Source organism: Arcicella sp. GW458-12-2-14-TSB2, from assembly GCF_059423785.1.
Genome location: NZ_JBWKYN010000180.1, coordinates 1 through 12,274, shown reverse-complemented (window position 1 = coordinate 12,274; position 12,274 = coordinate 1). Strand labels below are relative to the sequence as shown.

Here is a 12,274-nt window from a genome sequence, read left to right as displayed (position 1 = left end):
ATCATATCGTTAAAATTATTTAAAAACATATATTTGTATATAAATAATAAAGTTATGGAAGACAGAAAAGTTGATGAACTTCTATTGAAGATGGATGCTTTCATAGAAAATATAAAAAAAAGTAAGGAATCATCTAAGCAGTTTCTACAGGATGCAGGGATTGTAGATAAAGAAGGTGACCTTGAAGATAGATACAAAGATATATGTATACCTCAAGAACTGGTCTAATTCTTGGTTTTCATGGTACAGACAAAAGTATTGTTGATAAAATTATCAATAGTTCTACCGAAGATTTAGAACCTAAAATCAATATATATGATTGGCTAGGAAATGGCATATATTTTTGGGACAACAGCCCAAAAAGAGCCATGGAATGGGCAATTGAATCAAGTAAAAGGAAAAATTCTATTATAAAAGAACCTTCTGTTATTGGAGCTATTATTGACTTAGGATATTGCTTAGACTTATTGGATTCTAAAAACTTTGAACTACTAAAAAAAGGGCACGAGATACTATCTACTACATTAATGGCATCTGGTACACCAATGCCAAAGAATAAAGGTAGAGATGAAGATTTAGCTCTGAGAGAACTCGATTGTGCAGTAATTGAATCTTTACATGGTTTTTTGAAAGCAACTGGTGAAAAAGAATTCGATTCTGCTAGAGGAGTTTTCTGGGAAGGGAATGCACTATATGAAGGTGCAGGATTTAAAGATAAAAATCATATCCAAATATGTGTGAAAAATATTAATTGCATTAAAGGATATTTTAGACCATTAGAAAGAATAATCAATTAGGCTTTCATCAAAACTACTATAATATCGAAGGTTTTAGGGTTTGAATCCCTACCTCCGTGGCTGGTCGAGATTCAAAAAGTAGGGCTGAATTGCATTCAGCCTATATCGGAAACGGCCAAATGCAATTCAGCCCTACATTTACCGCTTCCCCCGATACCTCTCCTCAAAAAAATCAAAAAAACGATTACCAATCGGGATTTCTATAGGCCCTATATTGATTTTGGTTTTCTGAAAACTGTCTATCTTTTTTAAATTGACGATATAGGAATTGTGTATTCGGCAAAATACCTTTTCAGATAATTTCACCTCCATTGCCTTTAGGTTTAATCGCGTCAGGATAGGCTTCTGAGGGCATTTTACGGTATAAATCTTCACATAGTCTTTCAAGCCTTCTATGTATAGAATTTCATCATACATGATTTTAATTTCCTTGTATTCCGAATACACAAAACAACAATCAGGCTCATTTTCTTCACTTGTTGGCAAAGGAGTAGTTTTAGACAATTGCCTTAAAATAAATAATTCGTTGGCTTTGTTAGTTGCTTTCAGCAGGCGCTCAAAGGCAATGGGCTTTAATAAATAATCTACCACATTCAGGTCATAGCTTTGTAGGGCATATTGCTCAAAAGCCGTCGTAAAAATCACCATAGGCGATTCGGAAAGACTTTTGAGCAATTGTATGCCAGTCAGACTAGGCATTTGAATATCAATAAAAAGTAAGTCTATCGTTTCCTTTTTCAAGATGTCAAACACTTCTAAAGGATTGGTCGTTGACTTTACTAAATCAAGATAAGGTATTTTTTGTAAATCATCTACCAAGATATTCAGGGCAAATGGCTCATCGTCTACAGCCAAACAACGTATTTTCATGCGCTCAGGTTTATCAATAAATTTACTTCAAACTGTCCCCATTCAGTGTTAATACTAAGCTGGTGTTTGTCGGGATAATGCAAGGCTAGTCGCTTCTTTACATTCGGAATCCCAATGCCAGACTCTTCTTCTAACAAAGGAGAGTTTCCCGTAAAAATATCATTTTTACTATAAAAGTGTAATACTTTGTCCTTGATAGACAAACGAAATTCAATGGGCGTATCTTGCTGACTATGCACGCCATATTTAAAGGCATTTTCTACAAAGGGAATAAACAACATGGGTTCTATCATCAAGGTTTCCGTATCGCCCTCTACCTCAAATATTACCTTTGAAGGGTCAATCAGCCTCATGCGTTGCAAGTCGATATAATCGTTGAGGTACTTTATTTCTTGCGAAAAAGCTACTTTGTCATGGTTGGCATGGTAAATCATGTACCGTAGCAAGTCTGAAAGCTTGAGAATATATCCTTCTGTTTGTTCAGATTTTTGTCGTGCAAGCCAGCGAATATTATTAAGGGTATTAAACAGAAAATGAGGGCTTACTTGCAATTTCAACACCGCCAATTCTGCGGCTATTTTTTCATAAATAATTTGCTGTTGGATAGCCTTATTTTCTGTGCGTTCTCTCCAGAGGGCAATCACACTGCTGAGTGCTACCACCAAAATAAACGAGACAAACATCCCCAAAAAATGAGGTGAATTGAGCATCATGGGTGGCCCTGCGAAAAACGGTCGCGGACGCCCCTCGCCATGTAATGGTGGTGGACCATCATGTCTTGGTCGTGGCATATCATCAAAAGTAACGTCAAAAATCACCTTATCGATTACAAACATGACGATGAATGCCCCTAGCAATAAACCGATGAATGTACCCCATGTGCCTTTTTGAAGGGTATTCGGCGTCAGCCAATGTAGGTTGAAATAAAATAGTCCTATCAATAAAAAGTTGTTGATAAGGTTGGAGACCAGAAAAGGGTAAAACTTCAGGCTTTCCTTTATAGAGAATGGGAAGAAAGAAATGGGGGCTAAAATAAACACCAACCACCCCAAAATATGTATTAAAAAGGAATATCGCTCTAAATACTTCATAGCATGAATACAACGAGAAGTTTATCAAAAATTTGGTGTCAAGTTACGCTTTTATTTACTGATATAGTTTTGAGGTCGTTACAAGTGTCTATCAATACATTCATTGTGCATATTTTGATTGAAAATGCCTTCAAATTGGGCTTTTATCTACACAAGTAATCTAGTATTCTACACTCATTTATTCAGTAACTCGTTGGTGTGTTACTTTGAAGATGTAGCGGTTAAAACCTATTTCTATTAGCGGGTGACTTAAGTCACCCGCTAATAGAAAGGAGAGCAGGATACGTAGTCGAATTGTACCTACTGTAAATGTTACTAAGGCTTCTAGCGTAATTTCTCTACTACAAATGAAACATCAAGAGGTTGCTTTCCCAATCATAAAATACTATAACCATGTTTATCCGTAAATTCATTCTTATTATCCTCTGCTCGGCTCTGGCTAGTTCAATACTTGCACAGTCCAGCCACGAAAACCCACAATATGACATCGTCTTCCCTCAACGAAAGGTAAACAAATTGGTCATTACCTTAAAGAAAGAAGACTGGCAACATATTCAGTCAGAAATGAAAAACATTTTAAAGACTGAATTTGGCACCATGAAAAACGGACGAGGAATGCCCAATATGCCTCCGCCTAACTTTGATAGAAATACTCCAAACAGACAGGATAGGCAATGGGGTTCTCCGATGAAGATGATACAAAAAGACCCACCATACGTTTCGGCGAAACTTACTTTTAAAGATAGTACTTGGCAACAGGTGGGTTTCAGACTAAAAGGGAATTCTAGCTTGATGATGTCGTGGGGACAAGGGATTTATAAATTACCCTTTAGACTAAACTTTGGGAAATACATCAAAAAAGGAAGTGATTTTTATGGGTTTGAAGAACTCTCCATGTCACCTGCTATGGGTGATAATTCGTTAATGAGAGAAAAAGTAATGAACGAAATTTTTCAAAAAGCAGGCATCAATGCTCCGCAAACTGCTTATTATCAGGTATATATTGATTTCGGAGAAGGTGGAAAATATTGTGGTATTTATACGATGGTGGAAGTAGTAGACGACACTATGATTAAAACACAGTTTGGCGAGAAGTCGGGCAATATTTATAAGCCAGAATCCACCTTCGCAAGGTTTGATAGTACTGCTTTTGAAAGAAAAAATAAAAAAAGTTCTCCTGCCGACTGGAGCGACATCAAGCAGTTGATTAAGGTATTAAATGCGTCGTCGCGCACCAGTAATGCTGCACAATGGCGAAGCGATTTAGAGGGCGTATTCAATGTAAACCAGTTTTTGAAATGGTTAGCCGTCAATGCTGTGGCGGTTAATTGGGATACTTACGGAGCGATGGCGCATAACTTTTACCTCTACAATTCTCCGCTGGGGCACCTTACGTGGATTCCTTGGGATAATAATGAATCGCTGAAAACTGGCAGAGGTGGTGGTGGTTTTGCGGGGCCGCCCGATATGAATGGGATGCCTGCCTTTAACCCAACCATGCAACAAGGCGATGCCCCTGCTATGCCGACGGGTGGGAGAGAGATGCCTCCTATGATGGGGAAAAGTGGGTCGTTATCCCAAAAAGAGGTAACAGACCGCTGGCCATTAATCCGTTTTTTGATGGATGATGAGGTATATGCCAAACGATACAAAAACTATGTAAAGGCCTTTAGTGTGTATATTTTCACACCTGCCAAAATGCACGCTTTGTTGGATGAACACTACCAATTATTAAAACCTTTGGTGGCGTTAGAACAAAAGCCTTATTCGCAATTGACTGATGTAAATGCTTTTGAAAAGGAATTTGAAGGGCTTAAGAAACACATTGAGGCACGACAAGAGGCTGTTCAGACTTTTTTGATGGAATAAATAATCTATCTACACAAACACGACATTCATCTACACGTATGCAACGGTTGGAATATGGGGCTGGTCTTCGATGTATAAACCTCACCCCCTGCCCGACTACGCGTCCCGCTCTTTTCAGAGAGGGGAGAAACGAGTACTCGAAGATTCCCCTCTCTGGAGGAGAGCGGGACGCGTAGTCGGGCTAGGGGTGAGGTTTTTTACCCCATACAAATAAACCAATATGAAAATCAACAGCTTAGGGGCCTTTCTCTTAATGGGAATAATGGCCTTGTCTTCGTGCAAGGTAAACGATGAAATAAGTGCCTCTACACCCGACTGGACGGAAGCGTCTCATGGCAACAGCGTTAGCCCAGATTATGATGTGGCTTTTCCACAGGATAAAGTAAATACGCTTGAAATTACGATGACGTCGGCAGATTGGCAGACCATCAAAAGTGATATGAAAACCAAATCTGGGTCAGATTTTGGTGCAAGTTCATCTGGCATTGGGATGCCTGGCGGGGCAAATCCCGGTGGCGGAGGGGGTGGGAACGCTGGTGGTGGTGGCTTAGATCTCATCACTGGCGACCCTATCTATGTAGCCACCTCAGTAAAATTCAACGGTAAAGAATGGTATCACACTGGTTTCAGGCTCAAAGGAAACTCTAGTTTATCGGGAGCATGGCGAAGTGGCAACTATAAATTGCCTTTTAAATTGAATTTTGATGAGTTTGAAGATACCTATCCCGAAATCAAAAATCAACGTTTTTATGGCTTTAAAGAATTCTCGATGTCGCCGGGATATAATGATAACTCGCTAATGAGGGATAAAATAGCAAGTGATTTATTCAGAGCAGCGGGCATTCCAAGTGCTCAAACTGCCTTTTATAAAGTGTACATCAATTTCGGTGATGGGCTAAAATATTGTGGTGTGTACACAATGGTAGAAGTAATAGACGACACGATGATAAAAAATCAGTTTGGTGAAGACGATGGTAATATTTACAAGCCAGAGTCGGCATTAAAAACTTTTGTACAAGACGATTTTGAGAAGAAAAATAACAAAACAGCCGCTGATTACTCGGATGTACAAAGCTTCATAACTGCCCTAAATGCTAGTACACGCACGAGCAATGCGAGTCAGTGGCGAAGTGATTTGGAAAAGGTTTTTAATGTAGATCATTATTTGAAAATGCTAGCGGTCAACAACGTCATTGTGAATTGGGATGCTTACGGAGCGATGGCTCATAATTATTACCTCTATACTCATTCCACTAAAAAAATAACATGGATTCCCTGGGATTTTAACCTTTCGATGACCACTAGCAGTACAGGTGGACAGGGTGGACAGGGTAATAATCAGCAAGGGGTTTCCTTGGCGATGACGGAAGTAACCAATGCTTGGCCATTGATTAGGTATTTGGCGGATGATGCCACCTACTATGCTAAATACAAGGCTTACGTAAAAGAATTTAACGATAATATTTTTACGACTGCTAATGTAAATGCGATGTTGGATAAAAACTATACCCTAATTGCCCCTTATGTGACAGGCTCTGAACCCGAACAAAAAGGCTATACTTACCTGAGCAGTGCCAGCGATTTTGCCACAGCAATTACAGCCTTGAAAACGCACGTTGTAACGAGAAATACGGCGGTGAAGGCTTTTGTAAAGTGAGTTTTTAAAGTTTTTTAAAATGAGCGTCAGCATTTTCTGAAATTCCGCTGTTTGAGCGAAGCGAGTTTCGGAATTTCTTGACTTTCTTTTGTTACTTTTCTTGTGTCAAGACAAGAAAAGTAAGGTCTTACAAAAGGGAGAAATTGTTATAAATCAAATTATTAAATAATGAAATATTTTTTGAATCTTCTAAATATGAACCCTTTTTTTTAAACGGTATAAATTCATTGCTAGATACCCAAAATAAAGAATTAACCAATACAAACATATCAATATGAAAACCACAACAACATTTTTATGCCTGATTTTAAGTGCGCAACTATTCGGACAAAGCAAAAAAGACCTTAAAAAATACCGTGTAAAAAACATCACTGAAATAATTGTTGACGTCAGCGGAGGGAAAGAAACCAAACGAACAGATGTACAGAAGAAACTGGATGATAACGGTAATGTAATCGAGGAAATCAATTTTGATAAAAAAGGCAATATCCAAACCAAAACCCTTAACAAATACAACTCAGAAAAAGATAAGGTAGAGGAAATTGTGCAGGATGCCAATGGCAAGCAAATAAGTAGGGAAGTTTATAAATACGACATCAACGGCGAGAAAAAAGAGGAATGGAAATATAATGAACTGAATGCCTTAGAAGCCAAGCAAATCTACACGATAGATAACAAAGGATTTAGGACAGAACGAAAAACCATCGACGCACAAGGCAAAACCATTCAAATAAAGAAATACATCTATGGGAATTAATAGTTTGTTAGAGACTATCACAAAGGAAATAGCACGGTTTGAGCCTATCACGTTGGCGGAAATGGACAAGGTAAAGCTGATGGATAGGGTGGATGTAAAATACGTCATTCCACTTTGGTTACTGCCAGAGCTATTAAAAGAAGCCCGTGAACATTACAAAGTAGTGGTGGTCAACCATGAGCGTATTTGTGCGTATGAAACCCAATATTTTGATGAAGATAACCAGATGGCGCTATATCATCAGCACCAAACGGGTAGTTTGAATCGCTATAAAGTTCGTACACGCAATTATGTGGGGTCTGATTTACAGTTTTTTGAGATAAAATTTAAAAACAACAAAGGCAGAACCCTGAAAAAAAGAATAAGAACAACTGAGTATGATAAACCGATGATTGATGAAGATAATGAGCGTGATTTCCTTGAAAAACATTCTCCTTTCCACCCCAACGATTTAAAGGGCGTGCTTTGGGTGTTTTATAGGCGAATCACGCTTGTTAGCAAACATCATCTGGAAAGGCTGACGATAGATTTAGAACTCTGTTTCAAGAACGACGACAAAGAAAAGGCGTACCCTACGATTGTGATTGCGGAGGTAAAACAAGAGAAAAAGGGCGCTTCGCACTTTATCGAACTCATGAAAAAATACCACATCCGAGAAGGCTCTATCAGTAAATATTGCTTTGGCATTATCAGCTTGATAGAGGGCGTAAAATACAATCGTTTTAAACCACATTTACTAAAAATCACTAAATTAATCAGACAACATGATGCTCTTGCAGGACATAGCTAGTACAGATACTTTACAGAATATTCAAGGGGCTGGGTTTGAATTATTGGACAAACTATCACCCAAGTTTTTTTTACGACTAACCATTGATTTAATTGCTACTACCATCTTGGTAAGGCTTATTTATTACAGAACCTACCACAAAACAGAGCAGTTTTTCACTTTTTTCACCTTCAACCTTACCATTTTTCTCATTACCAATTTATTGAATAATGTAGAGATGTCTATGGGGGCTGCCTTTGGGTTATTTGCCGTTTTTTCAATGCTTCGCTATCGCACCGAAAGCATCTCTACCCGTGATATGACCTATCTCTTTTTGGTAATCGCCATTGGTTTGCTATCGGCAGTAAGCAAAGGAGGGTGGGATGAGCTTTCGGCATTGAATGGTATTTTGTTAATCACAACCAGTGTATTGGAAAGCAAATGGCTGGTAAAAAAAGAACACTCAAAATCAATCATTTATGAACGAATAGAGTTGATTCACCTCAGCAGACGTCAGGAGTTGTTAGAAGATTTACAAAACAGAACTGGGCTGAATGTACAACGAGTTGAGATAGAATCGATTGATTTTTTGAGAGATGCTACCCGTATGATTATTTACTATTTTGACTAAACTAACCATGAAAAATACACGGCTATATATACTTTGTCTTTGCTTGATGAGTACTTTGATGCATGGGCAAAGCACTAAAGATTACAACGATTTTCAGACGTGGTACGGAGCGTCGATTAAACTAGATTTGCCCAAAAGATGGTCGGTATCAGGGCAATATCGTATGCGTTTAGCAGATGATGCGAGCAACTATAAGGGGTCGTATGTGTACGGACAACTAGATAAACGCCTGAGCAATACCTTTGAAATAACAAGTAGTTATCGTTTGGCGATGGTGGATAAAGGTACGTATCATCGCTATGCTTTGGGGATTGAGGCTCAAAAAGAAATAGGTAGGTTTAGGGCTTCTATCAGACCGATGATACAGTATCAGAAACAATATTTTATTGGCGACGACGAGCAGTCGGATACGGATGCTTTTCTACGGACACGCTTTACAGGTAAATATAAATTGACTAGAAGGTTGGATGTATATGCTTATACAGAACCTTTTGTAGAGCTTGATAATAGCTTGGCTTTCGATAGATTTCGTAATTCGGCGGGATTGAAATATGAGGTAAACAAAAGTTTTAAGGTAAACTTATACTATTTATGGGTGCCTGATTATTCACATAAACAATTACGGACTAACCATATTGCAGGGCTTGATTTAGAGTTTACGCTAAAGCCTTGGAAAAAGAAAAAGCGGATTATTAGTGTGGATGAATAAATGTCTGGAATCGTAATTTGGTAATCGTTGGGAATGCGGACATATTGCACTCGACCATTATCGTCGGGAATGCGGACATATGCAATATGTCCCTACTTTTTAAACGTGTAAAATAATGGTAGGGCTTAATTGCATTAAGCCTATTCCCTCCACACTACACGAAAATACCAAGTATATTTCGCCCTATTATAAATGATATTAATGGTATTATCCATATTTTCAATAGTATAACCAGACGTAGCAACTACATTTGTTTTCAGACTGGAGGTAGCATCGGAGGAGCTTAGTATTTTTTGAGCCATACGGTCAACCTCTTCTTTGATGAGTGTTTTATTGGCTACTATCGTCACCTCTTTTAATTCTCGTGCTTCGGGAATGAGTAACAATATATTGAGGTCATTTTCTCCAGAATCATTGGGTCTGATAGTAATATTTTTTGCTACATGACCAATGCAACTTATGCCTAGAGAATCATTTCCTTCGTGGAGGTTATGGATAATAAATCTTCCTTCAGTATCACTCGTTTGCAGGCTGACGGCCTTATTTTGTAGGTTCTTGAGCGTAACTCTTACAAAAGCTACGTGCTTGCCAGTTGTTGAATCCATGACAAAGCCTTTGGTAGCATGAGGCGTTTTTTGGGAAGACTGTGAGAAAACAGGATAAAAAGTAAAGAGACAAAAAATAAAAGTAAGGAGCTTTTTCATGGCATGACTGAGGTTTGTGAAAATCATGTCCAATATTAAAGCGATGACTGACCCAAAAGTGGGAAATGTGTTGAATCCCTTAGAAAATGGGGTGAATTACACCCTTTCGTAAAGCCTTGCCTGTGGAAATATTACCGACAAGGCTTTACTGTTAGTATTTAACCCCACTGCAGGTGCAAAACGCTAAAGGTTTTTAATTTTGATATTTCTAAATGATATTCCTTTCGACCAATCCTGTAGAGCGATACTCCCTTTGGTAGATTTACTAAATTGAGGGAAATACTTAAATCCACTTTTGGCCACTAGTGCTTTCCATTCTTTAGCATTAAGGTTTTGTTCCGCAGTTAGTATGCCATTTAGATAAAACTGCACCTGACCATTTACTTGTTTAATAATCGACTGGTTCCATTCGCTGGCAGGTTTGGTTGGTGCTACATTCTTTTGGGGATAAAAACCATACAAACAACCAGAACGTTTTTTGGGGCTTATTGCAAAGTCGGGATGAGATTCCTCTAACAATTGATATTCTGGCCCCGAAGCCCAAGCCGTTGGAATACTTTCTTTTTCAATGACATTGAAAAAAACGCCACTGTTACCCCCTTCACTGATTTTCCATTCAAATTTTAGCTCGAAATTCTGGAAAACCTTATCTGAAACCAAATCGCCATGTTCAACCTTAAAGGTATCTGGTTTACAGTATAACTCGTCGTTCTGGATAATCCATGCCGATGGAATTTTCCCTTTATTGTAAATATGCCACCCATTGGTGGTTTTACCATCAAATAGTAAAATCCAACCCTCTTTTTTCTCTTGTTCTGTCAAGATATTATTTTCTTGGATGGTAAATGATGACAACACAACTGCAGTTAGACTTAATACAGTAGCCAACTTGATTAATACATTTTTCATAAGTATTTGATTGTTCTTGGAATTGGGGATAAAAGTTAACTCATATTCATTATCGGCACGTCACTCATAAATAGCCTTACTTTGGCTATAAATATTTCATGTAAAAAAGCTAAGTACGCAGCAAAACATATTGTAATTATAGGCAAATTTACAGGATATTGAACGCTGTACTATATGGTTGAAATTTGTATAATAGTGTATTTAAAGATGCAGTCGCTTGGCTTGTTGTTCACGCACGTTTCGTTGGAGATAATTCCAACGAAGCCGGAATTATTCATTAATGTTATTCTTTCGAAAATGATTAAATACTATTAACCACTTCAATTTTCTATCTTTGATAATCAAAATCTATAAACTAATTGGTATTTGATAGTAGTTTCATGAAGATTTGTTTATAACAATATCTCTAACTAAATATTTAGAGTTTTACTATAAAAGAAAAATATGTGGAATATCGCAGAGTTTCCTCCTAAAATAGACATAGAAACTAAAGACGTTTTAAAGATGGTAAATAAAGCACGCACAGCTTTAGCAGAACTAAAGGGTGTAGCAGAATCAATACCAAATCAATATTTATTACTCAACACCTTGGTTTTACAGGAAGCGAAAGACAGTTCTGCTATTGAAAATATTATAACCACTCATGATGAATTATTCAAGGCAGAGCTCAATATTGAAGGAGTTCAGTTTCTTGCTGCCAAAGAAGTACAAAATTATGCAATTGCCCTTAAAAGAGGTTATGAATTAGTTAAGGAAAGTACATTGTTAACGAATAGGACTATTCTTGAAATTCAGGAAAATTTAGAAAGGAATAAAGCAGGTTTTAGAAAAGTGTCAGGAACAAGTCTTAAAAACAACTTTGGTCAGGTTGTGTATGAGCCCCCACAAAAAAATGATGAAATTGTGTCGTTGATGAATTCCCTTGAAAGATTCATTAATGATGATGAAATATCCGATTTAGATGATTTGATTAAAATGGCACTTATTCATTTTCAATTTGAGAGCATCCATCCATTTTACGATGGGAACGGTCGTACTGGTAGAATTATGAATGTATTATATTTACAGAAACAACGATTAATTAATTTGCCCATTCTGTATTTAAGCCGTTATATTAACCAAAATAAATCCGACTATTACAGGCTTATTCAAAATGTCCGTGACCATGAAAATTGGATTGATTGGGTAAAATTTATGCTCATTGCTATTGAGAAAACGTCTATACAAAGTATAAGTATTGTAAAAGACTTACGTCAATTAATGCAGGTTTATAAGGAAAAGATTAGAACTGAATTACCTAAAATTTACAGCCAAGATTTATTGAATAATCTCTTTAAACATCCATATACCAAAATAGAATTTATTCAAGAAGATTTACAAGTAGGAAGAATCACTGCAACAAAGTATTTAGACCAATTAGTCCAGATTGGGTTACTTACTAAATACAAGATTGGAAAAAATAATTATTATGTAAACCATACTCTTATTACAATTTTCTCTCAAGATTATAC

13 protein-coding genes are annotated in these 12,274 nt (G+C 37.3%); 9 read left to right on the top strand and 4 right to left on the bottom strand.

Going from position 1 to position 12,274, the window contains the following annotated elements; all coding sequences use genetic code 11:
* Together AC07XN_RS20135 and AC07XN_RS20130 are read left to right on the top strand one after the other, a co-directional pair.
* A partial coding sequence (locus AC07XN_RS20135) for a hypothetical protein (protein WP_494744339.1) occupies positions 1 to 228 on the top strand: 228 nt, incomplete at its 5' end.
* Positions 204 to 797: a hypothetical protein gene (locus AC07XN_RS20130; protein ID WP_494744338.1), complete on the top strand. Its 594-nt coding sequence runs from the start codon at positions 204 to 206 to the stop codon at positions 795 to 797. The genes AC07XN_RS20135 and AC07XN_RS20130, both read left to right, overlap by 25 nt.
* 138 nt (positions 798 to 935) lie before the next feature.
* Here the strand turns inward: AC07XN_RS20130 and AC07XN_RS20125 are convergent, their stop codons facing one another.
* Both AC07XN_RS20125 and AC07XN_RS20120 read right to left on the bottom strand, forming a co-directional pair.
* On the bottom strand, positions 936 to 1,667 hold the full coding sequence (locus AC07XN_RS20125) for a LytR/AlgR family response regulator transcription factor (protein ID WP_494744337.1): 732 nt from the start codon (positions 1,665 to 1,667) through the stop codon (positions 936 to 938).
* Positions 1,664 to 2,758, bottom strand: a complete 1,095-nt coding sequence (locus tag AC07XN_RS20120) for a sensor histidine kinase (protein ID WP_494744336.1) — start codon at positions 2,756 to 2,758, stop codon at positions 1,664 to 1,666. Before AC07XN_RS20120 ends, AC07XN_RS20125 begins: the two co-directional genes overlap by 4 nt.
* Before the next feature lie 393 nt (positions 2,759 to 3,151).
* Between AC07XN_RS20120 and AC07XN_RS20115 the strand changes: the two genes are divergently transcribed.
* From AC07XN_RS20115 to AC07XN_RS20090, 6 genes are all read left to right on the top strand, one after another.
* On the top strand, positions 3,152 to 4,627 hold the full coding sequence (locus AC07XN_RS20115; RefSeq protein ID WP_494744335.1) for a CotH kinase family protein: 1,476 nt from the start codon (positions 3,152 to 3,154) through the stop codon (positions 4,625 to 4,627).
* A gap of 220 nt (positions 4,628 to 4,847) precedes the next feature.
* A complete protein-coding gene (locus AC07XN_RS20110) occupies positions 4,848 to 6,284 on the top strand; it encodes a CotH kinase family protein (RefSeq protein WP_494744334.1) in 1,437 nt (478 codons plus the stop codon).
* A gap of 274 nt (positions 6,285 to 6,558) precedes the next feature.
* Positions 6,559 to 7,041 carry a hypothetical protein gene (locus AC07XN_RS20105; protein ID WP_494744333.1) on the top strand — a complete coding sequence of 161 codons (483 nt, stop codon included), beginning with the start codon at positions 6,559 to 6,561 and terminating at the stop codon, positions 7,039 to 7,041.
* Complete coding sequence (locus tag AC07XN_RS20100) at positions 7,031 to 7,831, top strand: polyphosphate polymerase domain-containing protein (protein ID WP_494744332.1); 801 nt, start codon at positions 7,031 to 7,033, stop codon at positions 7,829 to 7,831. Before AC07XN_RS20105 ends, AC07XN_RS20100 begins: the two co-directional genes overlap by 11 nt.
* On the top strand, positions 7,806 to 8,441 hold the full coding sequence (locus AC07XN_RS20095; protein WP_494744331.1) for a DUF4956 domain-containing protein: 636 nt from the start codon (positions 7,806 to 7,808) through the stop codon (positions 8,439 to 8,441). Before AC07XN_RS20100 ends, AC07XN_RS20095 begins: the two co-directional genes overlap by 26 nt.
* Before the next feature lie 7 nt (positions 8,442 to 8,448).
* The gene (locus AC07XN_RS20090; protein WP_494744330.1) at positions 8,449 to 9,150 is read left to right on the top strand and encodes a DUF2490 domain-containing protein; all 702 of its coding nucleotides are present in this window, start codon (positions 8,449 to 8,451) and stop codon (positions 9,148 to 9,150) included.
* Positions 9,151 to 9,290: 140 nt separating this feature from the next.
* Here the strand turns inward: AC07XN_RS20090 and AC07XN_RS20085 are convergent, their stop codons facing one another.
* Complete coding sequence (locus AC07XN_RS20085; protein ID WP_494744329.1) at positions 9,291 to 9,854, bottom strand: carboxypeptidase-like regulatory domain-containing protein; 564 nt, start codon at positions 9,852 to 9,854, stop codon at positions 9,291 to 9,293.
* 183 nt (positions 9,855 to 10,037) lie between these two features.
* The gene (locus tag AC07XN_RS20080; protein WP_309923552.1) at positions 10,038 to 10,763 is read right to left on the bottom strand and encodes a 3-keto-disaccharide hydrolase; all 726 of its coding nucleotides are present in this window, start codon (positions 10,761 to 10,763) and stop codon (positions 10,038 to 10,040) included.
* 444 nt (positions 10,764 to 11,207) lie between these two features.
* Here AC07XN_RS20080 and AC07XN_RS20075 point away from each other — a divergent pair.
* A partial coding sequence (locus AC07XN_RS20075) for a Fic family protein (protein WP_494744328.1) occupies positions 11,208 to 12,274 on the top strand: 1,067 nt, incomplete at its 3' end.